Origin of the sequence: Brevibacillus centrosporus (genome assembly GCF_046622605.1) — a bacterium.
Lineage (GTDB): Bacteria > Bacillota > Bacilli > Brevibacillales > Brevibacillaceae > Brevibacillus > Brevibacillus centrosporus.
On record NZ_CP176856.1, the window covers coordinates 2,514,651 to 2,539,402 of the forward strand.

Annotated in this window: 23 protein-coding genes and 1 other annotated feature; of the genes, 17 read left to right on the forward strand and 6 right to left on the reverse strand. The window is 49.3% G+C overall.

Features of this window, described 5'->3' with window-relative positions; genetic code table 11:
* The first annotated feature begins 83 nt into the window (after nt 1–83).
* The 15 genes from ACLIN2_RS12920 (at nt 84) to ACLIN2_RS12990 (ending at nt 15,572) form a co-directional block, all read left to right on the forward strand.
* Entirely contained in the window at nt 84–2,360 is a 2,277-nt protein-coding gene (locus ACLIN2_RS12920) for a GGDEF domain-containing protein (protein ID WP_411504217.1), read from the forward strand.
* A gap of 68 nt (nt 2,361–2,428) precedes the next feature.
* A complete protein-coding gene (locus ACLIN2_RS12925) occupies nt 2,429–2,863 on the forward strand; it encodes a peptidylprolyl isomerase (RefSeq protein WP_327930132.1) in 435 nt (144 codons plus the stop codon).
* A 147-nt stretch (nt 2,864–3,010) separates the two neighbouring features.
* Nucleotides 3,011–3,679, forward strand: a complete 669-nt coding sequence (locus tag ACLIN2_RS12930) for a site-2 protease family protein (protein ID WP_092271987.1) — start codon at nt 3,011–3,013, stop codon at nt 3,677–3,679.
* An 18-nt stretch (nt 3,680–3,697) separates the two neighbouring features.
* A complete protein-coding gene (locus tag ACLIN2_RS12935) occupies nt 3,698–4,465 on the forward strand; it encodes a segregation and condensation protein A (RefSeq protein WP_092271990.1) in 768 nt (255 codons plus the stop codon).
* Nucleotides 4,455–5,039, forward strand: coding sequence for an SMC-Scp complex subunit ScpB (gene scpB / locus ACLIN2_RS12940; protein ID WP_092271994.1), 585 nt, complete (start codon nt 4,455–4,457; stop codon nt 5,037–5,039). The genes ACLIN2_RS12935 and scpB overlap by 11 nt, the downstream gene beginning before the upstream one ends.
* 96 nt (nt 5,040–5,135) lie before the next feature.
* Nucleotides 5,136–6,305 (forward strand): D-alanyl-D-alanine carboxypeptidase family protein, encoded by a 1,170-nt coding sequence (locus ACLIN2_RS12945; RefSeq protein WP_411504218.1) that lies wholly within the window; start codon nt 5,136–5,138, stop codon nt 6,303–6,305.
* Nucleotides 6,298–6,888, forward strand: coding sequence for a nucleoside recognition domain-containing protein (locus ACLIN2_RS12950; RefSeq protein WP_092272000.1), 591 nt, complete (start codon nt 6,298–6,300; stop codon nt 6,886–6,888). Before ACLIN2_RS12945 ends, ACLIN2_RS12950 begins: the two co-directional genes overlap by 8 nt.
* 11 nt (nt 6,889–6,899) lie before the next feature.
* A complete protein-coding gene (locus ACLIN2_RS12955) occupies nt 6,900–7,436 on the forward strand; it encodes a spore maturation protein (protein WP_092272003.1) in 537 nt (178 codons plus the stop codon).
* Nucleotides 7,437–7,543: 107 nt separating this feature from the next.
* Nucleotides 7,544–8,293 carry a pseudouridine synthase gene (locus tag ACLIN2_RS12960; protein ID WP_411504219.1) on the forward strand — a complete coding sequence of 250 codons (750 nt, stop codon included), beginning with the start codon at nt 7,544–7,546 and terminating at the stop codon, nt 8,291–8,293.
* 110 nt (nt 8,294–8,403) lie between these two features.
* Nucleotides 8,404–8,928 (forward strand): thiol-disulfide oxidoreductase ResA, encoded by a 525-nt coding sequence (gene resA / locus ACLIN2_RS12965; protein WP_092272009.1) that lies wholly within the window; start codon nt 8,404–8,406, stop codon nt 8,926–8,928.
* A gap of 13 nt (nt 8,929–8,941) precedes the next feature.
* Entirely contained in the window at nt 8,942–10,570 is a 1,629-nt protein-coding gene (locus ACLIN2_RS12970) for a cytochrome c biogenesis protein ResB (RefSeq protein WP_092272012.1), read from the forward strand.
* A gap of 24 nt (nt 10,571–10,594) precedes the next feature.
* Nucleotides 10,595–11,824, forward strand: a complete 1,230-nt coding sequence (ccsB, locus tag ACLIN2_RS12975) for a c-type cytochrome biogenesis protein CcsB (RefSeq protein WP_411504220.1) — start codon at nt 10,595–10,597, stop codon at nt 11,822–11,824.
* Nucleotides 11,825–11,912: 88 nt separating this feature from the next.
* Nucleotides 11,913–12,629, forward strand: coding sequence for a response regulator transcription factor (locus ACLIN2_RS12980; RefSeq protein WP_055743550.1), 717 nt, complete (start codon nt 11,913–11,915; stop codon nt 12,627–12,629).
* A 1-nt stretch (nt 12,630) separates the two neighbouring features.
* Nucleotides 12,631–14,421, forward strand: coding sequence for an ATP-binding protein (locus ACLIN2_RS12985; RefSeq protein ID WP_122961360.1), 1,791 nt, complete (start codon nt 12,631–12,633; stop codon nt 14,419–14,421).
* A 14-nt stretch (nt 14,422–14,435) separates the two neighbouring features.
* Nucleotides 14,436–15,572, forward strand: a complete 1,137-nt coding sequence (locus ACLIN2_RS12990; protein ID WP_411504221.1) for an HAD family hydrolase — start codon at nt 14,436–14,438, stop codon at nt 15,570–15,572.
* A gap of 70 nt (nt 15,573–15,642) precedes the next feature.
* Here ACLIN2_RS12990 and ACLIN2_RS12995 read toward each other — a convergent pair whose 3' ends face one another.
* The 6 genes from ACLIN2_RS12995 to ACLIN2_RS13020 form a co-directional block, all read right to left on the reverse strand.
* A complete protein-coding gene (locus ACLIN2_RS12995) occupies nt 15,643–15,918 on the reverse strand; it encodes a hypothetical protein (protein WP_122961362.1) in 276 nt (91 codons plus the stop codon).
* Between the two features lie 12 nt (nt 15,919–15,930).
* Entirely contained in the window at nt 15,931–17,214 is a 1,284-nt protein-coding gene (locus ACLIN2_RS13000; RefSeq protein ID WP_411504222.1) for an SLC13 family permease, read from the reverse strand.
* 107 nt (nt 17,215–17,321) lie between these two features.
* Nucleotides 17,322–18,905 (reverse strand): phosphoglycerate dehydrogenase, encoded by a 1,584-nt coding sequence (gene serA / locus ACLIN2_RS13005; RefSeq protein ID WP_400582048.1) that lies wholly within the window; start codon nt 18,903–18,905, stop codon nt 17,322–17,324.
* Nucleotides 18,898–20,052 carry a pyridoxal-phosphate-dependent aminotransferase family protein gene (locus ACLIN2_RS13010; RefSeq protein WP_092272032.1) on the reverse strand — a complete coding sequence of 385 codons (1,155 nt, stop codon included), beginning with the start codon at nt 20,050–20,052 and terminating at the stop codon, nt 18,898–18,900. Before ACLIN2_RS13010 ends, serA begins: the two co-directional genes overlap by 8 nt.
* Nucleotides 20,053–20,216: 164 nt before the next feature.
* Nucleotides 20,217–20,457 (reverse strand) — a binding site (T-box leader).
* Between the two features lie 363 nt (nt 20,458–20,820).
* Nucleotides 20,821–21,027, reverse strand: coding sequence for a ferredoxin (locus ACLIN2_RS13015; protein ID WP_031305339.1), 207 nt, complete (start codon nt 21,025–21,027; stop codon nt 20,821–20,823).
* Nucleotides 21,028–21,130: 103 nt separating this feature from the next.
* Nucleotides 21,131–22,048 (reverse strand): hypothetical protein, encoded by a 918-nt coding sequence (locus tag ACLIN2_RS13020; RefSeq protein ID WP_411504223.1) that lies wholly within the window; start codon nt 22,046–22,048, stop codon nt 21,131–21,133.
* Between the two features lie 64 nt (nt 22,049–22,112).
* Between ACLIN2_RS13020 and ACLIN2_RS13025 the strand changes: the two genes are divergently transcribed.
* A complete protein-coding gene (locus tag ACLIN2_RS13025) occupies nt 22,113–23,225 on the forward strand; it encodes a helix-turn-helix domain-containing protein (RefSeq protein ID WP_411504224.1) in 1,113 nt (370 codons plus the stop codon).
* Nucleotides 23,222–24,736, forward strand: coding sequence for a RecQ family ATP-dependent DNA helicase (locus tag ACLIN2_RS13030; RefSeq protein WP_411504225.1), 1,515 nt, complete (start codon nt 23,222–23,224; stop codon nt 24,734–24,736). Before ACLIN2_RS13025 ends, ACLIN2_RS13030 begins: the two co-directional genes overlap by 4 nt.
* Nucleotides 24,737–24,752 lie beyond the last annotated feature (16 nt).

Here is a 24,752-nt window from a genome sequence, read left to right on the forward strand (position 1 = left end):
TATTCATGAATCCTCCATCCCTCATTTACAAGAAATTAACAAGCGACTGCCATAATGGGGGTGGCGAGGAGGAACGATTCACCATGTGGTCGACGCTGAAGCAACACTTTCGACGCATCCCCTTTTTTTCTTTGGATAAGCGCCAATGGATGAAACAAATCATTCGTCAGGAAGTAGACAAAGGGCGCAGTATCATCATGTTTTATGTAGACATCGTCAAGCTGACTGAGGTGGAGAATCGTTATGGCGATGTGATAGCCAAACGGGTTCTGCAGCAATTTGAAAGGATTATGCCACCTGTATCTAGGCAGGTGTTTGAGATGAGAGGGAAAATTCTTGCGATCCAGAAGCTGTGGGGCGATGATTTTGCCATTTATGTTTCTTTTAAAGGGAGCCTGAATGAAGAGGATTGTCGGATGCTGTCCATCCATTTTCAGGAGCAGGCGGAGAAGCAGCTGAATCGTCATGTAGGCTTTGTCAATCGGGAAGCGCTGCGTGTCCATATCGGCTATGCGGACATACCGGGAGAAGATATTGTCAAAGAAATGTACACGTCCGTCAAGCGTGCTGTGCATATGGCAAAATACGGAGTCACATCCGAAACCTATACGAATGTTACACAGTTTCACAAGCTGCTATCAGAGGAAAATGTTAGCATGCGCTTTATGCCCATCATTCATTTGCCGGACGGAGAAACACTGGGCTGGGAAGCATTGGCACGGGGGCCGGTGGACAGTCTTTTCGAGTCTCCAGCTATGCTGTTCAAATATGCAGAGGAGACGGACTCAGTTTTTCGCTTGGAGCATATTTGTCGGAAACGAGCCATGGATCAGCTGCGCTACCTGAAGCCGTCACAGAAGCTGTTTATCAATCTCGATCCGCGTGCGATCGACGATCCGTACCTGCTGCGGGGAGAGGTCTTTTCCCAGATTGAGCAGTTTGGACTGAATCCTCATAATATTGTGCTGGAAATTACAGAGCGTCACGCGATCTCCAACTACGCGGTTTTTCGTAAAATCATTGAAGAATACCGGAAAAAAGGATACCTGATCGCCGTAGACGATGCAGGAGCGGGGTACTCCAGTCTGGAGTCGATCACCGAGATTTACCCGGATTTTATCAAGCTCGACATGTCCCTCATTCGCAATGTAGATGTTGATCCGATCAAACAGGCATTGCTGGAGACATTCGTCCAATTTGCCAACAAGGTAGGGTGCAAAATCATTGCAGAGGGCATCGAGACGCAAAGAGAGCTGGAAACCTTGATGGAAGTAGGGGTCGCCTATGGGCAGGGCTACTATCTAGGGCGGCCAGACAAAGGGATGACGCATGTCCGCGGCGAGGCCTTGAATTTCTTGCGGTTCATGCAGGAAAAACGAACGAGCGGACGAGACGAGCCTTTGCTCTTTACCCCCGCCATGTCGGAAATTCTCGTGAAGACGATCTGCGTGGATAAGCAGGAAAGAGTAAGGCGTGTCCATGAAATCTTTGAACAGAACCAGCGAATCGAAAGTGTCGTTGTGCTGGAAAAAGGAAAGCCGATTGGGCTCGTGATGCGTTTTCAGCTGTATCAAATCCTGGGTGGCCAGTACGGAATCGCCTTGTATTACGAGCGCCCAGTTTCACAGGTCATGAATGCGAATCCACTCACCGTGGATAGGGACGACAAGCTGGATGAAGTAGCCAGGCAGGCGATGGCCCGTGATTCCCACCATCTCTATGACGTGGTGATCATTACGGGTGAGGAGAAGGAGTACCTGGGAATTGTGACGGTCCAAAGCTTGCTGGACAAAATGGCCACCATTAAGCTGGAAATGGCCAGCTCTGCCAATCCCCTCACAGGTCTGCCAGGCAATATACAGATCGAGCGGGAACTAAACAAGCGAATCAAGCAAAAAGAGTCACAAGTCGTCATCTACTGCGACCTGGATCGGTTCAAATGGTTCAACGATCGATACGGCTTTGAAGTCGGAGACCAGATTATCGTGCGTACAGCGAATCTTTTAAAGGAAGCTGTGAGGTGCTATGGGAGTGCGACTGATTTCGTGGGTCATATTGGCGGAGATGATTTCATCGTCATTACACAGGAGAGCTGTGCCGCTGAACTGGTCAGCTTTTTGATCAACGCGTTCTCGCCGTATTTCATCGACATCTATGAAAAACGCCGGATGGGGGATGGTTCCGTACTCTCTATGTCCATGGCAGGCGTACGTCTGACACCGGGGCGTTATGCGAATGTGGAAGCAATTGCTGAGCGGGCAGCCTTTGTGAAAAAGCTGGCGAAGGAGCTGCCGGGAACCATCTTTTTGGACGAGTGGGATTGTGCAGCGGATGATGTGAACACTGCGTCCCAGGGTTAAATTGGACGGCGCACCAAACGCATGGTAAAATGGGTACGTTAACTTTACCAGGTCTGGAGGCTATACATATGAAAAAAGCACAAATCACCATGGAAAATGGGAATGTGATCGAGCTCGAGCTGTACGATCAGGAAGCTCCTGGCACGGTTGCCAACTTTGAAAAACTGGCTAACGAAGGCTTTTACAACGGCTTGTCTTTCCACCGTGTTATCCCAGGTTTCGTAGCACAAGGCGGATGCCCTTATGGAACAGGTACAGGCGGCCCTGGATACACCATCAAATGTGAAACGAAAGGCAACCCACACAAACATCTGCGTGGTGCCCTTTCTATGGCGCATGCTGGTAAAGACACAGGCGGAAGCCAGTTCTTCATCTGCTACGATTCTTTCCCACATCTGGATGGCGTACATACCGTATTCGGAAACATTACTTCCGGTATGGAACACGTGGATGCAATCAAGCAAGGCGACAAAATGGGTACTGTAAAAGTATCTGCTGAATAAGAGGGCTTTTTCTCCAAACACTGGCGATGGATTTCGTCAGTGTTTTTTGTTTGGGGAAGGACACGTGAATGCTAGGGGGAGAAGGCTTGTAAGCATATCCATCTACTGGTATGCTAGAAAATAGACGATTTTTTTGAGGAGGAACCAATGGATCTATTTCATTTTGATTGGAAGACGGTGCCGTTCCGCATGATCGCGTTCGTCATCGCCTTCTCTTTGCATGAATGGGCACATGCTTTTGTGGCCTGGAAGCTGGGTGACAACACGGCCAAGGATGAGGGGCGCTTGACCGTAAATCCGATCCCCCATATCGATCCGTTCGGCTTGATCCTGATTTTGTTTGGACCGTTTGGTTGGGCGAAGCCAGTACCGATCAACCCGCTGCATTTTCGCGGAAACAAACGGCTGGGGATTGTTTACGTGTCTGCTGCGGGGCCGTTGGTAAATCTGGTGCTTGCCATCTTGTTCTCCGTCTTGTACATTGTGGTAGGCCACAATGACGCATTGGTGGGAATGAATGAAAAATTGGCTTTCGCGATTCAAACCACGATGGAGTTTTGTATTGTGATCAACGCCGCCTTGTTTGTTTTCAACTTATTGCCGATTCCGCCTTTAGATGGATACAAAATTTTGCGTTTCTTGTCCCCTAGACATTTGGACCGATTCTACTACAATTTTGAAGTTTATGGACCGTGGATCCTGCTATTGCTTATTTTTATTCCAGGAGTCAGTTCTACCATTTTCGGAATACCGATGGGCTTTATGATCCTCTGGGTGCAAAAAGTAGCCGTTCAGATCGTTACACTGTTCATATAAAGGAAACGAGGGACTACCGTGGCTTACAGCATCAAACTGGATTCCTTTGAGGGGCCGCTCGACCTGTTGCTCCATTTGATCGACAAGGCCGAAGTGGACATTTACGACATTCCCATCGCGGAAATAACCGAGCAGTATCTGGCGACGATTGATACGATGCAGCAGCTGCAGCTGGATGTCGCGAGCGAATTTGTCGTGATGGCGGCGAGTCTCCTCTCGATCAAAAGCAAGATGCTGCTGCCGAAAAAAGAGGAGCACGTCTTTCAACAGCACCTCGATATGGACTTAGAAGAGATCGACCCAAGGGAAGAGCTGGTACAGCGTCTGTTGGAGTATAAACGCTATAAAATGCTCGCCGAGCGCCTGCGAGAAATGGAGATCGGACGCAATCAGGTATTTACTCGACCTGCAGAGAATTTGGCACCGTATGTGAAAGAAGAGGAAAACACCGTCAAGGACGTGACCCTCTACGATTTGATCTCTGCCCTGGAAAAGCTGGTGAAGAAGGTCAATGACAAGCAGCCGATTACCAGGGTATCCCGTGACGAAGTGTCGATTAAAGATCGAATGCATGAAATTCGCCAGCTGGTGCGGGTTGGGGGAGGAATGGTGCGCTTTTCTCAGCTATTTTCCCGTGGAGCGACTCGTTCCGAGATTGTGACTAGTTTTTTGGCTCTTCTGGAGCTGATGAAAGCAAAAGAAATTACGTGCGTTCAAAATCAGTTGTTTCAAGACATCATGATTTGTGAGAACACGACGAAAGGAGTCCCTGAGGATGGACTATGACAAGCTGAAAGGTGTCATTGAGGGCTTGTTGTTCATTTCGGGCGATGAAGGCATCGATGCCAAGGAAATCAGCGAGATTACCGAGGTATCTGAGGAAGAAGTCATCGACTTGATTGAAGACATGAAAGCAGATTTCCGCCGGGCAGGCAGGGGGATTCAGATCGTAGAGGTCGCGCGGGCTTACCAGCTGACGACATTGCCTGAGCATGTGCCTTATTTCGAGCGATTAGCCAGCTCGCCTAGCCAATCGACCCTATCGCAGGCAGCTTTGGAAACATTGGCGATTATTGCGTACAAGCAGCCGCTGACCCGTTCGGAAATCGAGGAAATACGGGGTGTAAAATGTGAAAAGGCACTAAACACCCTTTTATCTAAGCAATTGATTCGAGAAGCGGGGCGTGCCGAAGGGATTGGACGGCCGATCCTCTACGCGACGACCAAAGACTTTTTGGAACACTTTGGCTTGCGGGAAATAGGCGATCTGCCAGAACCCCCGGTCAATCTGGATATTGAGGAAGCGCGCTTGGAAGCCTCCGCTCTCTTCGGGAAAGCAGAAGAGACGACAAACGACTAGACACACCGGACAGTTTTTCGTACTAACAGATGACTCGTCCCCATATACATGGTACAAACCTTTGCTTCGCTGTACTTTGTAATGGGGAGGACGTTTATGAACGTGCGAAAATTATTGTCCGGCGTGCTCGTCGTTTTTCTTTTTATACAGGCTCTGCTGCCAGCTACTGAGGTGAAAGCAGCAGCGTCTCCACCCGGATTGTCTGCGGAAAGCGCAGCCTTGATAGACGTTGCGAGCGGTCGCATCCTTTACTCGAAAAATGGCTCAAAAAAAATGAGGATTGCCAGTCTGACTAAAACGATGACCGCAATAGTCGCGATCGAGTCGGGCAAGCTGGATCAAGTCGTGACGGTTCCCCCGGAAGCAGTTGGTGTCGAAGGCTCCTCGATCTATTTGAAGCGTGGGGAAAAACTGACGCTGGAAGAGCTGCTGTACGGGTTGATGCTCCGCTCCGGTAACGATGCGGCTGTGACGATTGCGACAGCAGTGGGCGGCTCCTTGCCTGGCTTTGTATACATGATGAATGAAAAAGCGGCATTGATCGGGATGGAGCATTCCAACTTTACCAATCCGCATGGGCTGGATGACAGCAACATGCACTACTCCACGGCGGAGGATATGGTCAAGCTCTCTGCCTACGCGCTGCGCAACCCCGTTTTTCGGCAAATTGTCTCTACAAAAGTAAAAGATATTTCGTGGGAAGGAGAGCAGTGGGATCGAAGACTGCTCAACAAGAATAAAATGCTGCACCTATACAACGGTGCGGATGGCGTAAAAACAGGCTATACGAAGCTGGCAAAGCGCTGTCTCGCTACTTCTGCAACGAGAGAGGGACGACAGCTCGCTACCATTACCTTGAATGCATCGGATGACTGGAATGATTCAGCCAAACTGCTCGACTGGGGGTTTGCGAACTTTCCTGTGAAAGAGCTCGTAGGACAAAAAGAAACCGTCAAGCCGGATACACCCGTCACGCTAGAAGCAGGTACTCATTTGGTCACGATGAATTCGTTCCATTATCCTTTGCAGCAGACGGAAACAGAAGCTGTCCATAAGAAAATTGTTTTAGGTGAGTCGATCATCAATGGCAAAATGAACGGCCAATTGGTAGGGTTCATGCAGATCTACCTGAAAGACAATATGATTGGCCAGGTGCCGCTTCTCGTGAACGTGGACACACCGACATCAGCTCTTCCAAAAGCTAAGGCTCAAAGCTTCTGGCAGCATTTCTGGGAGATCGCTGCGGGGGGGCTGTGGAGTGCTTAACATCATCTGGCTGGCTCTGATTGTCATCAGTATCGTCGTAGCGGCGATTAACGGACGGATGGAGCTGATCAACCAAGCTGCGTTCGATGGCGCGAAAACAGGAGTGACCGTATGCTTCGGCCTCTTGAGCATACTCGCATTCTGGATGGGGCTGATGCGTATCGCGGAGAAATCCGGATTGCTGGAGCTTTTGGCACGTGCTCTGTCACCTCTCATCCAGCTGCTGTTTCCCGATGTTCCCAAAGGGCATCCGGCGATTGGCTACATTCTGTCCAATATGAGCGCCAATTTGCTGGGATTGGGAAATGCAGCAACACCGATGGGCCTTAAAGCCATGGAAGAATTGCAAAAGCTGAATGGCGATAAGCAGGTAGCCTCACCCGCCATGTGCACGCTTTTGGCGATCAATACGGCCAGCATCACGATCATACCGACGACCATGATCGCGATTCGCATGCAGTACGGCTCGGTCAATCCGGTAGAGATCGTCGGGACTACCTTGCTCTCATCCTTTGCTGCTACCATAGTAGCTCTGTTGATTGATCGCTGGTATCGTTATCGCCATGTACGTCGTTACCGATAGGGGGAAACCGCATGTACCAATGGGTATCCCTGATTTCTCTTTGGGCTATCCCCGTCACGATCGCCTTTGTGCTGCTTTACGGCTGGCGCAAGCAGGTTCCGGTGTATGAGACGTTTGTCGAGGGGGCAAAAGGCGGCCTGACGACAACGATTCGCATACTCCCTCACTTGATTGCGATGATGGTCGCAGTAACGATGTTCAGGGAATCCGGTGCCCTCGAGCTTTTGCTTGGCCTATTGAGACCCGTGCTGGACACGCTGCATTTTCCGGAAGAACTGGTCCCGCTGGCCTTGCTGAGACCGTTGACAGGTACAGGTTCGCTGGCCATCGCGACTGATTTGATCGCTCAGCACGGACCGGATTCTTTCCTGGGGAGATTGGCTGCAACCATGCAAGGCAGTACAGATACGACCCTTTACGTGCTGACTGTCTACTTCGGAGCCGTGGGGATACGCAACTCTTCCTATGCATTGAAGGTCGGGCTGTGGTCGGATCTGGCTGGGGTTATCTTTTCACTACTTATCGTTACGTACGTTTTTTCGAAATGATCCATATAGGATGGACAGGGAAAAACTTCCGCACCTCGGGGAAGTTTTTCCCTTTTTCTTGTCCACACTGGTAAGAATGGGTATGATGTTGTAGAGGTGAACCATGAATGGAACGATTACAAAAAGTATTAGCACACGCCGGAGTCGCCTCTCGTCGTCACTGTGAAGAATTGATTGTGCAAGGGCATGTACAGGTAAATGGCAAGGTGGTACGAGAATTGGGTACGAGGGTAGACCCGCAGGCTGATCAAATCTTGGTACATGGAAGACCCATCCAAACCGAGCAGCATGTCTATCTGATGCTACATAAGCCCACAGGCGTCATTACGAGCGTATCCGACCCCCGTGGACGACGGGTTGTTACCGACTTGTTAAAAGGAATCAAAGAGCGAGTCTATCCCGTTGGACGATTGGACTATGATACGTCTGGCTTGCTGCTGCTTACCAACGATGGCGAGCTTGCCAACAGGCTGGCTCATCCGAGCTACGAGATTGATAAAGTCTACCGTGCATGGGTGAAGGGAGTCCCTTCCCCCGACAAAGTGAAGAGGCTGGCAACGGGTATTTCGCTGGAGGATGGCATGACATCGCCCGGTGAGGCTAGGCTGCTGGAGACGGCGCCTGCGCGAGACAAGGCATTGGTAGAGCTGACTATTCACGAGGGGCGCAACAGACAAGTGAGGCGCATGTGCGATGCGATCGGACATCCCGTCCTTACACTGGAACGTATACGTCTCGGTTTTTTGACACTGGAAGGACTTTCGGCAGGACAATATCGCCATCTGACCAGCTCGGAAGTTGAAAAGCTGAAGCAAGGACTTGTACAGAATCGGAAAAGCAGAGCACGCAATCGCTGATTCGTTCAAAATGTGTTCATAAGTTATGCGCTGCCGGAAAATCTAGGAACGCTATAATAGAAAGGAAAAACGTTGCAATTCTAATAGTGGTAGATGGGAGTTAGAGCAACATGAACAAAAGCAATCGTACATACATAAGAGTCGCCGTATTGGGCCTCTTGCTCGTGGCACTTGTCTTTGCTCTCTATTCCAGCTTCGTTAAAGATCCGAACGCTGTTAAGGTAGGGAAAGCTGCACCAAATTTCAGTCTGCAGCAGCTGAACGGGCCAGATATGGCATTGAGTGATCTGAAGGGCAAAGGAGTCGTCCTCAATTTCTGGGGGACCTGGTGTGAGCCCTGTAAAAAGGAATTGCCGGCCTTGCAGCAGCAATACGACCAGTTCAAGGATAAAGGACTTGTCGTAGTGGGGGTCAATATTGGAGAGTCGACGGTTGCCGTAGAGCCTTTCGTGAAGCAGTTCGGTGTTAACTTCCCGATTCTCTTGGACAGTCAATCGCAAATTACCAAGCTGTATCGCATCGGACCGATCCCGACGACATTTTTCATTTCGCCGGACGGGGATGTAGAAGAAATCTTTATCGGTCAATTAAACGAAGCTATGATTGCACAAAAAGTGTCAAAAATCTTGCCGTAAGTGAGGTTCAATAATGGATCAGCGAAAATGTGAATGTGGACATACCAATCCCATTGGGACGCTGCTCTGCGAATCTTGCGGCAAGCCGCTGGACATTGAGATTGAGGAGCAGACAGCATTTCCGGACATGCGCTACGAAGGAATGGCGCGCCGTTCACAAACGTATACGAAAAAAGTAATTGATCGAGTTTGGAACTGGTTTTCTTCTGTCAAAATTGCAATCGGTATCATTATTGTCATTTTGATAGGATCCGCTGTAGGAACCATTTTTCCGCAGCAGCAATACATACCTGTACCAGTGCCCACCGAAGCCGATGTCGCCCGTTTTTATACGGAAACATACGGGAAGCTGGGTACGATCTACTATGAATTGGGCTTTCACAATCTGTACTCTTCCTGGTGGTTTGTAACGCTTCTCGTGATGCTGGGGACATCCCTCGTGATCTGTAGTCTTGACCGGGTCATTCCCCTGTACAAAGCGTTGAAAAAACCTCGACTCAACCAGCACAAGTCTTTTTTGAAGGGACAAAAGCTGTTTGCGGAAGGGCCGATGCCGGAAGGAGCCAAGCAGGACGAGCTTCTCGCAAATGCCGCGCAAGTGCTGCGTAAAAAAGGCTATCGGATTTTCTCCACAGATAGAGCTCTGATGGCGGAAAAAGGCCGTTTTAGCCGTTGGGGGCCCTACACGAACCACATCGGTTTGATTCTTTTCTTGATCGGCGTTTTGATGCGTAGTATTCCTGGCTTTTTCATGGACGAATACGTATGGGTCCGCGAAGGGCAAACCGTTGCGATCCCGGATACGCCTTATTACGTCAAGAATGTTTCCTATCACACGGAATACTGGTCGGAGAGCGAAATGCCTGAGAAGCTGGATTTAAAAGGCGGGGTCATTCCAAAGAGCTTTCAGACAGATGCCATCCTGTACTTGAATAAAAACGCGGACTTGCCGGGAGCAAAGCCAGACTTGATAGAAGTAAAAAGTGGACCGATCGTCGTGAATCATCCGATGGAGCACGAGAGTCTTTACCTCTATCAATCAGGTGTACAAGAAATGCAATTGGGAGCGCTTAACTTCAACCTCATCGATCAAAAGAACGGGAATAAAGAACTTGGCTTGATCAAGGTCGATCTGTACGACCCTCCCAAAGAACAGGATTTAGGCAATGGTATCAAAGTTCGAACACTGGATTACTTCCCCGATTTTATTATGGGGGCTGACGGTAAGCCAGCCACGCAAACCAACCTGCCCAAAAATCCGATGGTCGCTCTGGAGATTGTTGCGGACAACGGAAAGATCAGTGAAAAGATGGTGTACCTGCAAGGCTCGGTTATCACCCAAAAAACCGATCCACAATTTGGCTTGGTCATCCGAAAGCCGGATTTGATCGATATTACGGGGTTGAATGTTAGAAAGGACAAAGCAGTGCCGTTGATCTACTTCGGATCCTTCATTTTCATGATCGGGGTAGCGATGGGCTTCTTCTGGCAACATAGACGGATTTGGGTCCAATTCCAGGAGGATGACGTGATGCTGGCAGGACATACCAACAAAAACTGGTTTGGCCTGCGCAGAGAGGTCGACGGGCTGATCGAACAGACGAAGCTGCCATTGACCGTAGAAGAAAAATCGAAGGCGTAATCGCTTCAAGGAGGGACACTCGACGTGCAGTTCATCCAAGTGAGTGACTGGTTATTGGATATTGCGTTTCTGCTTTATGTGCTCTCGTCCATTGTTTTCGTCATAGCTATGACGGGGAAGAACTGGGCGGGGCGCGACCCCAAGCAACATGAAGCAAAGTATGGACGGATTGCCTACTGGCTCGCCGTCATCGGCTTTATCGCACAGACAGGCTATGTCGTGACTCGCTGGATTGGGGGAGGACATAGCCCAACCAGCAATATGTTCGAGTTCATGGCGTTTTTGGACTTCTGTATTATTCTTGCCTATCTGATTATTTACAGGATTTATAAGCTGACGGTAATCGGAGCATTCGTATTGCCACTCGGCGTGATCATGCTGGCGTACTCCTATGTGTTTCCCAAGGATGTTACACCGCTGATCCCATCTCTGCAAAGCTACTGGCTGCATATTCACGTAACGACAGCAGCGCTGGGTGAAGGAATTTTGGCAGTCGGCTTTGCGGCTGGTCTGATGTATTTGATCCGCACAGTACCGCAAACTGTATCTACGAAGAGTACAAAATGGCTAGAAGTCGTTCTGGCTGTTGTGCTGATGCTGGTAGGTTTTATCGGGATGGAATCGACATTCGCTCGTATGGACCAGAAAACAGTATTTGAAATGAACAAAGAAACACAGAGTGCAATGGGGCAGATGGAAAAGGCTCAGGCTGAGTATACGATGCCAGCTCTAGTAGCTCCAGCTGATGCTACGATCATCAAGCAAGGTCCGATGTCCCCGCTGTTTACAGCTCCTACGTGGATGGAAGGCAAGGATGCTGCTCGCAAGCTGAACACCATGCTTTGGTCGGTACTTACAGGTGTTGTCTTGTACGGTGTTCTGCGGTTGATCTTCCGAAAACGTCTGGGTGCATTGATCCAGCCATCTGTTGAGGGCATTGAACCAGAACTGCTGGATGAAATCAGCTATCGCGCCATCAGTATCGGATATCCCGTGTTTACGCTGGGTGCCCTGATTTTTGCCATGATTTGGGCGCAAGAAGCATGGGGTCGCTTCTGGGGTTGGGACCCGAAAGAAGTATGGGCATTGATCGTATGGCTGTTCTACAGCGCGTACTTGCATTTACGACTCTCCCGCGGATGGATCGGTGCGAAGTCTGCCTGGATGTCCGTTATCGGGTTTGTCATCATCTTGATCACACTGGTCGTAGTCAATCTGGTTATTGCTGGTTTGCACTCCTATGCTGGTGTATAATTTATCCGAGAAAAAAGCTGGTCTAGACCAGCTTTTTGGACTATCTTCCATCATTTATACGAAATCAAATCGCTAAGAGGTGTTGGGCATGGAGAAATTGGCACGTATCCTTGTGGTGGATGACGAAGAACGCATCCGCCGTCTGTTGAAAATGTATCTGGAAAGAGAAAACTTCTTGATCGACGAGGCAGACAACGGAGAACAGGCAGTCGAAATGGCAGTCGGGAGCGACTACGACATCATCTTGCTCGATCTGATGCTACCGGGAATGGATGGGATCGAAGTTTGTCAGCGCATTCGGGAATTCAAAGCGACTCCGATTGTCATGCTGACGGCAAAGGGAGAAGAGACCAATCGCGTTCATGGCTTTGAAGCCGGGGTTGACGATTATGTCGTGAAACCGTTTAGTCCTCGTGAAGTCATGTATCGTGTAAAGGCGATCCTGCGTCGTTCGTCGGCAACTGCTTATTTGAAAACAGAGACCTTTAACAGCCATTCTGTCCTGGTCTTTCCGGAACTGACCATTGATCATGACGCGCACAAAGTCATTGCCAGTGGTCAAGAAGTCAGCCTTACTCCAAAGGAATACGAGCTTTTGCATTATTTGGCGCTCTCGCCAGACAAGGTATTCACTCGCGAGGAGCTGCTGAAAGATGTTTGGCATTACGAGTTTTTTGGAGATCTTCGCACAGTTGATACACACATCAAGCGTTTGCGCGAAAAATTAAACCGTGTCTCTCCTCAGGCAGCGAATATGATAGCTACCGTATGGGGCGTCGGTTACAAATTAGAGGTGCCAAAATAAAGTGGATGTTTTTTTTCGCAGCGTTGTCGGAAAGCTTTGGATGACGATCATTGCTTTGTTTGCCTTGGTACTCACGATTTTCAGCTTGCTCATCGTACAATCCTTTGACAGCTTCTATACGAACAGACAGACGCAAAATTTGCAGGATCTGGCGGAAGGATTATCAAGCGGATTGTCAGCAAGCGACAATACACAAGGCGCTTTGGAGATGGCAGCGGCATTTGGCGTCGTGCATCACACCGGAATGGTGGTCTTGGACGATCAGAAAAACGTCATTGGGAAGAGCGAGGGGAAAGGTCTTCCCAGCATACCGGTCGATGACCTGCTAGCTTCTCCTGAGCTAAAGCTTGAGGAGGCCTTGGCGGGTCAACATCCCGCACCGAAACGCATCTATTTGCAAGTGGGGGCGAACGACCAAAAGAATCCCAATGCGAGTCTGCAGCTGATCGCGGTAGCCGTGCCGATGGAGTATTCCGCTGGCAAGCATGGCTCTGTCGTCATGTATCAGGCGATGGAAGATTTTGATGATACGGTGAATGAAGTTCGCTTCCTGATCTTTGTGGTTGGCGTTCTCGCTTTTGTTTCTACCACGGTGTTTGCCTTCTTCCTATCGTCGAGGGTGACGATTCCTTTGCGTCAGATGAAAGAAACCGCGCATCGCATTGCGGAAGGGGACTTTCATGCAGAGATTCCCGTCCGTACTGCAGATGAGACAGGGGAGCTTGCCGCGTCCTTTAATACGATGGCTGCTCGCCTCAACCAATTGGTAGATGCGCTGTCCAAGGAAAAAGAACAATTGGCGAGCGTACTGAGAAGCATGGTTGACGGTGTAGTCATGATCGATGCAGAGGGCAAAATCGCTTTAACGAATCCTCCGGGTGAGCGCTTTTTGCGCGACTGGAAATTCGAGCATCCAGATGAACCTGCCCCGTTGTTCCCAATCTATCAGCAGGTTGTTCAAACGGGTCAGGAAGTGACAGAGGATATCCCGCTACAAGGGCGGATTTGGGCGCTGGTCATGGTTCCGGTAATTGATCGCGAGCAAATTCGTGGGGCAGTCGCTGTCCTGCGCGATATGACACAGGAGCGCAAACTGGATAAAATGCGCAACGATTTTGTAGCAAACGTATCCCATGAGCTGCGGACGCCGCTGTCCATGCTGCAAGGATACAGCGAAGCGATCGTGGACGACATCGCCACTACACCGGAAGAACACAAAGAACTGGCGCAAATCATATACGATGAGTCCGTCCGCATGACCAAGCTCGTCAATGAGCTGCTAAGCCTGGCACGAATGGAAGCAGGTCATGTGGAGCTGTTCCGCGAGCCTGTGGAGCTGCGGCCGTATTTGGAGCGTATCCAGCGCAAGTTTACGAATTTGGCGCGGGAACGGGATATTCATTTGCTCTTGGAAATGTCAACCTCTCACAATGTGGTCAGTATGGATCCCGATCGCATGGAACAAGTGCTGACCAACCTGATTGACAATGCGCTACGACATACTCCGGGCAAAGGCAGCGTGACCATCCGGGCTCGCGGCGACAAGACTTTGCTGCTGGAGATTAGTGATACGGGCAGTGGTATTCCCCAGGAAGATCTGCCGTTCGTATTTGAACGCTTCTATAAAGCCGACAAAGCGCGTACGCGAGGTCGGGTAGGTGGCACTGGACTTGGTCTTGCCATCGCCAAGAACATTGTCGAGGCTCACGGCGGGACGATAGGCGTACAGAGCAAAATGGGAGAAGGAACGACGTTTACGATTGCCTTGATGCTGCAATCGAAAACAAAATAGGAGTGTAGAGAGAAATGATCAAGACGATTCTTTTTGATGTAGATGGAGTTATGCTGAGCGAAGAACGTTACTTCGATGCTTCTGCCTTGACGGTATGGGAAATGCTGTACAGCACGCAGTATTTGGGCGTAAGGTCTGATTCTTTTACTCCCGCTCCGGTGGAAGAGGAAATACGTCGGGTGCGCGAGCAAGTGTTTGCAAATGACGAAGTGCTGGATCTGATCAAAGCTCGTGGAATCAACTCCAACTGGGACATGGTTTATCTCGCGTTCTCCTATCAAGTGATTCGGTTGGTAGAAGTTCTGATGCCGCATGTAGGCGATGAGGCAAAGAGTATTCTCCGTGGACAAGTGGACCGCGCTGAACTGGCCAAGCTCAGAGAGTGGGGCGCTGCTTATGCACCCGACTTTACGGTTGACTATGCAGCCTTTATCCCTGATTTTGCAAAAGGCTCCGCACAAAAGGCAGAAATGCTGCTGTACTTGAATCAAATCACGAAAGAGCGTCTTGGTGTAGACACAGAAATCTTCTCTCGCAGCAGCACCCTGTGGCAGCTATGCTACGAAACGTTTCAGGAATGGTATTTGGGTGACGAGAGGGTAGCGGCTTCCATCGGTCGGGAAACCAGCCAGACTGGTAAGAAAGGCTTTCTGACAGACGAAATCCCGATCGTACCGCCTGCGGAAATGATCGAGCTGTTCCGCACGTTGAAGGAGAAGGGATATACGCTTGGAATCGGTACTGGCCGTCCTACGATCGAGACACATGTTCCACTCTCGGAAATGAAGATCCTGGAATGGTTTGACCCAAATCGCGTGGTTACTGCATCTCATGTCCTAGAAGCAGAAGAGGAATTCCCGTCTCATGCGCCAATGTCCAAGCCGCATCCGTACTCGTATGTAAAAGGGCTGCTTGGTTTGTCTGCTCCAAATAGCGATGTGGTAAACTTCTCCTTGCCTATTCAAAAGGGAGATGAAGTCTTGATTGTAGGAGATTCGCCGGCAGACTTTCTAGCCGCACGGTCCATTGGCTGCAAATTTGCCGCAACTCTTACGGGGCTGTCTGGTCAAGAGGCTCGTGCGAAGTTTGAGGACGTAAAAGCTGACTATATTCTCGACGACGTGAGAGATCTCTTGTCGATTCTTGAGTAGAGGATTCAACGAACCAAAAAAAAGACTCTGCCGTAATCATTTCGGCGGAGTCTTTTTTGCGTCTGCAAGCTTATTCCCACTGCAGCGATTTTAAGCATTGAAAGCGAAAAGCATGAATCAAAAAGGGATGGATAGAATCATTTCTAACGATCACTTCATAGGTCCCGTCTGCTTGTGTGTAGAACAAGACGTCGGTATAATCTTTGTTGTCCTCGAAGTAGGAACGTACCTGCTTTAACCGTCTGCGCATCTCTTCCGTGTGGACGGAAATCTGAAAGGTGACGTCATTTGTATTTGCAGCTTCTGTGATAGTGATCAAAGATTCATCAAATGTATAGAGCAGCATTCGTACTCCTCCTTACCAGATAAAATAGCGCAGATACACATACAAATGCGAAATGACAATCGAGAGAAGCATGAGGGGGAATGCAACCTTCAGGAAGCCCATGAAGCTGATGTTGTAGCCTTCCTTGGATGCCAATCCAGCAACAATGACGTTCGCACTTGCTCCGATTAATGTACCGTTACCGCCCAAGCAAGCTCCAAGTGCAAGACTCCACCACAGCGGTTCTAAATTGGTAATTCCGAGCGCTCCCATCTCTTTGATCATCGGGATCATCGTCGCGACGAAAGGGATATTGTCCACAAAGGCAGAAGCAATGGCACTCAGCCATAGGATCAAAAGGGAGGTATGCAGCGGATCTCCTCCTGTCAGGTTGATGGCTTCGCCGGCCAGCTTCGCGATGACGCCAGTTTCCACGAGGCCCGAGACGAGAACGAAGAGACCAATGAAGAAAAAGATCGTATTCCATTCGACTTTGCTGATTGCGTCCTCCAAATAATGCTCGCCCGTCAACAGCAGGAGGAGGAAAGCGCCGGTCAAAGCAATCGTAGCTGACTCCAGATGGAAAGCGCCATGTAGCATAAAGCCAATAATCGTTAGAGCCATGACCGTCAACGATTTTTTTAATAAGAGGGTGTCGGTGATCTCATCCCGTTCATTCATCTGCATAATTTTGGCACTTAACTCTGGGGAGGTAACAAGCTGTTTGCGGTAAATGAAGACGAAGCAAAGAACAGTTACCGCCATTATGACCAAGACGACAGGTGCCAGATTGATCATGAAAGCCATAAAATCAAGCTCTGGAACCGCACTCCCGATCATAATATTCGGCGGATCTCCGATAAGCGTAGCCGTACCTCCCGCATTAGATGCAATAATCTCAGTAATGAGAAAAGGGATGGGATTTAGCTGAAGCTGACGGGCAATACTGAATGTCACTGGTACAATCAGCAATACAGTGGTTACGTTGTCCAGAAAAGCAGACGCCACAGCTGTAATAATGCTCAGGTACACCAGAATGCGTATCGGTTTCCCTTTGGCAGCCTTGGCTGCACGAATAGCCACGTACTTGAAAACGCCAGTCTGTGCGGTTACCGCTACGAGAATCATCATGCCGATAAGCAAGCCCAGCGTATTGAAGTCAATATGGTGGATAGCTTGCTCCTGAGAGACAATCCCGAACAGTACCATGAGGATCCCGCCGGACATCGCTACTATTGTACGGTGCAGTTTTTCACTGATAATAAATGCGTAGGTAACTAAAAAGATACCAATGGCAATCACTGCCTGGTTTGTCATAAGCTGCTCCTTTCTATTACATAGCTCTTGTCCTATTATATCCATTCGCAAAAAAGGGGTAAAGGAAAAGACCCGGTTTTTCACCAGGTCTTTGAGCTAGTCATTTATTACAGCTCGATCTGTGTAACGCTTTTTACTTCCGCCAATTCACCCATGGTATCGAGCAATTCACCAGTCAGCGGTTTATCGACAGAAAGCATCATGATCGCATCTCCACCAACGTCGCGGCGCCCTACCTGCATGGTCGCGATGTTGACGTTGTTTTCACCCAGGATCGAACCAACGCGTCCGATTACCCCAGGACGGTCATTGTGGTGGATGTACAGAAGATAGCCTTCTGGAGCCACGTCGATCGCATAGTCATCGATTTTCACGATGCGGGCACCATAACCGTTCAGGCGAGTACCCGCGACTGTACGGGTTTCCTGAGTCGTTTTCAGGGCTACCGTCAAAAGGTTGGTAAAGCCTTTGTTTTGTGCCGCTTTTTGTTCGGTAACCGTGATGTCGCGAACTTTGGCAAGCAGAGGGGCATTGACGAAGTTGACTTCTTCCCCGAGTCGGAAAGAGAGCACACCTTTCAATACGGTACGAGTCAGTGGCGAGGTATCTACATCCGTCAATTCACCGCTGTACTTGATTTCGATTTCCGAGATGGAGCCAACCGTTACTTGTGCGAGGAAATGACCGAGCTTCTCGCCAAGTGTGAAGTAAGGCTGCACCTTTTCCATCACATGAGCAGGGATGGATGGCAGGTTCACCGCATTTTTGAACGGCTCGCCACGAAGTACTTTCAGAATTTCTTCTGATACGTCTACCGCTACGTTTTCTTGCGCTTCGATTGTGGAAGCACCCAGGTGAGGAGCGGTTACCACTTTTGGGTGACCGACCAATGGATTGTCTACTGGCGGCTCCACTTCGTATACGTCGAGAGCCGCACCCGCGACTTTGCCAGTCGTGATGGCTTCGTACAGCGCTTTTTCATCGATAATCCCACCGCGAGCGCAGTTGATGAGACGAACGCCGTCTTTCATTTTGGCGAACTCGCGGGAGCTGATGATGTGGCGTGTTTCTTTGGTCAGTGGAGTGTGAACCGTGATGAAGTCAGCAGCACGGCAAATCTCGTCGACGGTTGCGTTGATCACACCCATTTTTTGTGCGCGTTCTTCTGTCAGGAACGGGTCAAAGCCCATGACTGTCATACCGAATACTTTTGCACGCTTGGCTACCTCGGAGCCGATACGGCCCATACCGAGGATACCCAGTACTTTATTGTTGAGCTCCACGCCTTGGAAGCTTTTGCGATCCCATGTACCGTCAACGAGCTTTTTGTGAGCTTGTGGAATGTTGCGGGCAACAGCCATCAGCATGGCAAACGAATGCTCTGCCGTAGAGATCGTATTTCCGTCTGGAGCGTTGATGACAGGAATCCCTGCTTGTGTAGCAGCGTTGATATCGATATTGTCGACACCCACACCTGCACGACCGACGGCTTTCAGCTTTTTACCAGCAGCCAGCACTTCTGCCGTCACTTGGGTTTGGCTGCGTACGAGCAGGGCATCGTAATCGCCAATGACTTCAAGCAGATCAGTAGGGGAGAGGTCTGTTTTGCGAACGACGTCTACATCAGGCGCGTCCAGCAGTTGTTGAATTCCAAATTCGCTAAGTGGGTCAGTAATCAGTACTTTATACATGTGCGATGAGCACCTCCTGAGCAGCTTTGACACCGGCACCCAGTTCTACAGGCGCGCCGATTTGGTGGAGCGACATTTCAATAGCAGCGATCACTTGCAGGACATCGAGCGGCTCGCAATAGCCCATGTGACCGATGCGGAAGATTTTCCCTTTCAGGTGCTGCTGTCCACCCGCAATCGAGATGTTGTAATGCTTGGTCAATGCTTTGCGCATCGCTTCGGCATCAAATGCGCCTTGTGGGTCGCAGGAAGTAACGGTAGTAGCCGCGTAAGCATCTTCAGCCATCAGCTTGATGTTCAAAGCTCGCATGGCAGCGCGTGTCATATCACGCATCAGCTCGTGGCGCTTCACGATGGCTGGCAAGCCTTCTTCTTCCAAGATATCAAGTACTTCAGCGAGACCAAAGATCAACGATACAGCAGGTGTGTACGGAGTCGTTTGATCCTTCAAGCTCTTGCGGTATGCTTTCAGGTCCAGGTAGAAAGCAAGGGATTTGTTTTGCTCAATGACAGACCATGCACGCTCGCTGGCAGCCAGGAAAGCAAGTCCAGTCGGGAGCATGAAAGCTTTCTGCGAGCCAGTCACGACGATGTCAACACCCCAAGCGTCCATTTCGCAAGGAACAGCACCCAGGCAGCTAACAGCGTCTACGATGAACAGAGCATCGGATTGTTTGCGGATGACCTCTGCAAGCTCAGCGATCGGGTTTTGGACACCTGTAGAAGTCTCACAGTAGGTAGCAAAAACGGCTTTGACTTGCGGCTTTTCTTTCAGGAAAGCATCCAGAAGCTCTGGTGTTACGGCTTCGCCCCAAGGAACTTCAAGACGGTGAGCAATGACGCCGTAGCGCTCGCAGATTTTTGCGAATCTTTCCCCGAAGTTTCCGCTGACCAAAATGGCTGCTTCATCACCAGGCGCAAGCGTGTTGACCACACCCATTTCGAGAGCGCTTGTTCCGCTTCCTGTGATGATGTACACATCTTGCTGTGTACCGAAGTACGGCTTTAGGCGCTCCGCCGTTTTTGCGAATAGAGCAGAGAACTTGCCGCTGCGGTGTCCCATCATAGGCTGGTTCATCGCTTGTTGAACGCGCGGCGGGATAGGGGTAGGGCCAGGAATTCTCAAGATCTGTTTGTCAGTAAACATGTTTCTCTCCTCCTAAGTATGATTGCGATAATAAACTTGTCGGCGCCAAGCCATATGGCAGAGCCTGTATGCTCTTATACTTTCGCTCTGTATCGCGTTAGCGAACACAAGCGAATGAAAGTATAAAAAGCCTCCCATTCTCACACTGCTCCTATTACAGAACAGTGAGGGACGAGAGGCTTTGCTTCGCGGTGCCACCCTCATTTACCCTTCTTTTCTCAAAGAAGAGCCTTAGCAGGTACATGACCTAAAGAGATAACGGATCAACCGTTCGCGTCTACTAAACAACCGTTGTTCGACGCAACAACTCGGAAGTGCTTATCTGTGAGTGGAACCACCGATTCGCAGCAAACATCGGCTCTCTGAGGGTTTCCGGACACAGCGTTTCTTCGTCATCGCTGTTTATCAGTATGTGTCTCGTAAGATTTGTACTTACGATATCATGGCAAAAAGGGTGTCGTCAAGCACAAAAAACGGAAAAAATGAACAATGCTAATAAAAATGTATTTAACGTTCGTAAATAATAGGCTAATCAATAGTTTCGGAAGGTTAAAAACACATAAAATCCGAACGTTAAGATATTCATCTCACAAAAAATGGGAAATACCGGATTTAATGTTCGGTTTTTGCGTTGCTTTTATTGTATCGAAAAGTGCTGGAAGTTGAAATGGTAATTTGCTGATCAACCGTTCACTTGCAAGTGTGAAGAAACTGAAAAACCTCTCACGCACGAGGCGGAGAGGTTTCGATCCATGTAGATGGAATGAACTATTCCACTTTGATAGAATCAGTTGGGCATCCTTCTGCGGCGTCGCGAACGTCGTCTTGCAGGATATCCGGGATTTCAACGCTGTTTGCATTGTCATCCAGTTTGTTGAAGGCCAAGCCCTCATCATCGTAGTCAAAGACGTCAGGAGCAGTTGCTCCACAGGCGCCGCATGCAATACAAGTATCTTTATCTACCCATGTTGTCATCGTCGTTTCACCTCCCATTACGAAGTGGTACGTCCACTATCATAGACCATTGTATGCTCTTGCTCAAAAGATTTCAAGATTGAATCAGTCTAAAAATGTACGACTACTTGTAAAGCGGAATTTCAGGAGCCTTCAGCTGGGAGTAGAGCTTTCCACTCATTTGCTTAAAGTCACCTGGATGAATCGCGTCTGTGGCGTTTAGCAACCGAATGGCGTCTGCCACATCCTGGATGCCAAGGTTCTGGGCATCTTGTGTCGCAACGAGACTGTCAATGCGAGCCGTCAAGTCTTCGGGGCTGTAGCTTTTCCATTGCTTGTCTTTTGCCATCGCAGTAGCAGCAACGTACGTCCGGTAATGGAAGGGATATTGCTTCCATTGTCCAGTGGTCACTGAAGCGGGCAATGATTTAGGCAAAGGCTGTTTCACGACATAAGCGGACTCCCATGCGGCAATTGAGCGGTACAGCATTTCTTGAGCCGTCAGCCAGCTGTTTTGAAAAAGCGGCATGCGTGCTGCGATTGCAGCTGGGGTTAGGGCATTACTATTCTGATCGGATCGCACCTGATCCATACTATCCAAATAAGCCCGTACGCTGTTCGCAAAATTGCTGTGGGCTTGTACCAATAGAGGAGATGTCGGGAGCGGCACGTTCTTTTCCAATGCTTTCAGTGTCTCTTCAGCCTGCTTCGTCAAATATTTTAAAGACTCGGCCTGTTCTTTTTTATCCAAGGCATTCCATTTGGCCATTTCATCAAAGTGCGCTTGACGGAAATGGAGCAGTGGAGCATACACCGAATAATAAAAGCGGATAAAATCCTGCTCATTGTAGAGCTTTTGTGCTTTTAATTGCTGGTCACGCATGGCTTCTTGTTGTTCAGCTTCAAGGGCAGCAGCACGCTCCGCCTCGATTTTTGTTTTCATATAATGCGCCCCGAAAAAAAATCCACCAACCGTACAAGCAAGTGTTATGATGATCATATAGGCCATCATAAATTCTGATTTTTTCAATCGTTTTGTCATAAAACTCCCCCATATGATAATTGCAGCAGATAAGTGATAAAGATAGATCCATAAAGGAGTACCAATGAACAATCGGAGCATTGCGGCACAGGATTTTTTATGCGCTGTGACCATAAACGCCATGATTCCTCTTGCCAATGAGCGAACGCTTCAGGCAGCCTTTTACATTTTGCGAGGCCGAAAAGCCAATCAGACTTTGCAAGACGTACATTTGTACCACCTTTATCCGTATTATCGGATGTTTCCGCGTTTTTCAAAAGAGGATTGGGAGAAAATTGTTTCAACTTTGTTGCAGGAAGAATGGATTGTACAGCTTCCAGCAGTAACGCCGACGTCCAAACCATCATTCTCGATCACGGAAAAAGGGATTGACCAAGCAGAGCAATGGAAGTCTGCTTTTCAACTGGATCGGTGGAACGAGCCTTTCACAGAATCAGGAATGGCAGAAAAAATAGAGCTGTTTTGGCAGCGTCTTCACTTGCTCGTACAAACCGTTTCCCAACTTCTCTCAGGAGATTTGGGATTCTTTCCCGTCGTTTCAGACAAAAAAATACAGCAGTGGGTAAAAACCCAGTTGGCTTCACAAACCGCTCGCGAGCAATGGCAAAAACGGCTCGGGGAAGAATTGCACACGCTCTGGAGCCCACTTCCTGAGGATGTCCAAAAACTGTTGATTGGACAATTGTCCGGGGCTACTCAGGTCGGGAAAACGCTGGGACAGCTAGCCGCGCAGCAAAAGGAATCGACATTTTATTTACAATTGCCATTCCGCTATGGGCTAGCTATGTCCATCCTGCAGCTACAAGAAGACCCTGTTCGTTTTCCATTGTTGTCCCATCTCGTCGTTCAAACAGAAAAATGGGACACGCGTTTGACTGAGAGCGCTGCACGCACGTATGCCTTGGTGCAGCGCGGGATGAGTATCGAGCAAATCGCTGATGCGCGCAAAATCAAAAAAAGTACCGTGGAGGATCATCTGGCCGAAATCGCTTTGCGTTGTCCAGAGTGGGACTGCTCTGCCTATTTAGAGCCAAAACTGAGCGCTTTAATCATCCAGACCAGCGAACAGCTGCAGACGAGCAGACTTCGTCTCATCAAGGATCATTTGGGCGAAGCTGTCTCGTACCTGCAGATTCGGCTGGCCTTGGCACGCAGACAGGGGGAGAGGTGGACGTGAACAGAATATTGCTAGAGAAATTGCAGCTGCATTTTGGACATGCTTCCTTTCGACCAGGTCAAAGAGAAATTATCGAGAGACTGCTTTCCGGGCAAAATGTCCTTGCGATTCTTGCTACAGGGGGAGGAAAGTCGGTTACGTACCAGCTCCCAGCTTTGCTTTTACCCGGTATCACAGTGGTGGTTTCTCCGTTAATCTCCCTGATGATTGATCAGGTGCAGCAGCTGCGCACACGCAGGCGGATTCCAGCAGCCTATGTGAACAGTTCGCAGGATCCGGCTGAATCACGAGAGATCCTGCGCGAGCTCGGTAACGGTGTGTACAAGCTTTTGTATATTTCTCCGGAAAAACTGCAGCAGCCGTACATCCAGTCCGTACTGAAGCGGATAGGGGTGTCGCTCGTTGCAATCGACGAGGCGCACTGTATTTCCCAATGGGGACATGATTTTCGGACGGACTATTTACGTCTGCCGGATGCGATCAAACATCTGGGAAACCCTCCGGTGCTGGCAGTTACAGCAACCGCAACAGAGGATGTGCGGAAAGAAATCAGTCAGCTGCTACAAATTGCCCAAGAGAATGTGATGTCGCAGCCTTTGAATCGGGAGAATATCGCACTCGATCTGGTAAGGGTGAGCGATGAGGGAGAGCGCCGTGAGCAAGTCCTGCAGTTGATGGATGAACTGAAAGGTCCAGGTATTGTGTATTGCAGTACGAGAAATGCAGTAGAGGTACTCGTTGCCTCTTATCAATTGCAGGGATCAAAAAGAGTACACGGTTATCACGGTGGCATGGAGAGCATGGAGCGGATGCTGATCCAGTCGCAGTTTCTCTTAGGAGAATTGGACGTGATCGTTGCTACCAATGCATTTGGCATGGGGATCGACAAACCCGATATACAATATGTGATCCATTACCAGCTTCCTTCCAGCATGGAGGCTTACGCGCAGGAAATCGGTCGCATTGGGCGAAACGGCCAGCCAGGCTATGCCGTCTTGTTCTATGTAGAGGATGATTGGCAGATCCATCAGCACATGGTGGAAAAGGAATACCCTACTCAGCTGCAAGTGATGCAGTTTTTTCAAGCCTTCAAAACCGCTGCGCCAGCAAATAAGGACGCATGGGGATCTACTGAAATGACTGAAGAGATGGTTCAGATGCTCACTTTTTACGCAGAGCAGACAGGTCTTGACCAGGAGGTTGCCGCTGCGTCTGATTCTGGAGCCGAGCATGTACAGCGCATTTGGCAGGAAACCGAGAAACGAAAACGGTTGAAAAAGCAAAAGCTGTACGAAATGCTCAGGTATGTAGAAGACGTGAATGATTGTCTGCGGAAGAAGCTGAACCGTTATTTTGGAGAGGAGCAGGTGGCATTTACTCTTCATTGCTGTTCGTGCTGCGGGCTTGATAGACAAGCATATCAAGGTGATCGGACGAATACGACGAACAAGAAAGATGAAAACTCTTGGGATTTGCGGCAGGCTTTGGAGAAGCTTTTGCCGAAAAAATAAAGGAGGAACAAAACCA

What these genes read in the sequence shown, in the direction of transcription:
- ACLIN2_RS12960 (WP_411504219.1), top strand. Translation starts at nt 7,544, where the DNA reads ATGGAACGATTACAAAAAGTATTAGCACACGCCGGAGTCGCCTCTCGT.
- ACLIN2_RS12990 (WP_411504221.1), top strand. Translation starts at nt 14,436, where the DNA reads ATGATCAAGACGATTCTTTTTGATGTAGATGGAGTTATGCTGAGCGAA.
- ACLIN2_RS12955 (WP_092272003.1), top strand. Translation starts at nt 6,900, where the DNA reads ATGTACCAATGGGTATCCCTGATTTCTCTTTGGGCTATCCCCGTCACG.
- ACLIN2_RS13025 (WP_411504224.1), top strand. Translation starts at nt 22,113, where the DNA reads ATGAACAATCGGAGCATTGCGGCACAGGATTTTTTATGCGCTGTGACC.
- ACLIN2_RS13000 (WP_411504222.1), bottom strand. Translation starts at nt 17,214, where the DNA reads ATGACAAACCAGGCAGTGATTGCCATTGGTATCTTTTTAGTTACCTAC.
- ACLIN2_RS13015 (WP_031305339.1), bottom strand. Translation starts at nt 21,027, where the DNA reads ATGACAACATGGGTAGATAAAGATACTTGTATTGCATGCGGCGCCTGT.
- ACLIN2_RS12925 (WP_327930132.1), top strand. Translation starts at nt 2,429, where the DNA reads ATGAAAAAAGCACAAATCACCATGGAAAATGGGAATGTGATCGAGCTC.
- ACLIN2_RS13020 (WP_411504223.1), bottom strand. Translation starts at nt 22,048, where the DNA reads ATGACAAAACGATTGAAAAAATCAGAATTTATGATGGCCTATATGATC.
- scpB (WP_092271994.1), top strand. Translation starts at nt 4,455, where the DNA reads ATGGACTATGACAAGCTGAAAGGTGTCATTGAGGGCTTGTTGTTCATT.
- ACLIN2_RS12920 (WP_411504217.1), top strand. Translation starts at nt 84, where the DNA reads ATGTGGTCGACGCTGAAGCAACACTTTCGACGCATCCCCTTTTTTTCT.
- ACLIN2_RS12980 (WP_055743550.1), top strand. Translation starts at nt 11,913, where the DNA reads ATGGAGAAATTGGCACGTATCCTTGTGGTGGATGACGAAGAACGCATC.
- ACLIN2_RS12970 (WP_092272012.1), top strand. Translation starts at nt 8,942, where the DNA reads ATGGATCAGCGAAAATGTGAATGTGGACATACCAATCCCATTGGGACG.
- ACLIN2_RS12945 (WP_411504218.1), top strand. Translation starts at nt 5,136, where the DNA reads ATGAACGTGCGAAAATTATTGTCCGGCGTGCTCGTCGTTTTTCTTTTT.
- ACLIN2_RS13010 (WP_092272032.1), bottom strand. Translation starts at nt 20,052, where the DNA reads ATGTTTACTGACAAACAGATCTTGAGAATTCCTGGCCCTACCCCTATC.
- ACLIN2_RS12995 (WP_122961362.1), bottom strand. Translation starts at nt 15,918, where the DNA reads ATGCTGCTCTATACATTTGATGAATCTTTGATCACTATCACAGAAGCT.
- resA (WP_092272009.1), top strand. Translation starts at nt 8,404, where the DNA reads ATGAACAAAAGCAATCGTACATACATAAGAGTCGCCGTATTGGGCCTC.
- ACLIN2_RS12930 (WP_092271987.1), top strand. Translation starts at nt 3,011, where the DNA reads ATGGATCTATTTCATTTTGATTGGAAGACGGTGCCGTTCCGCATGATC.
- serA (WP_400582048.1), bottom strand. Translation starts at nt 18,905, where the DNA reads ATGTATAAAGTACTGATTACTGACCCACTTAGCGAATTTGGAATTCAA.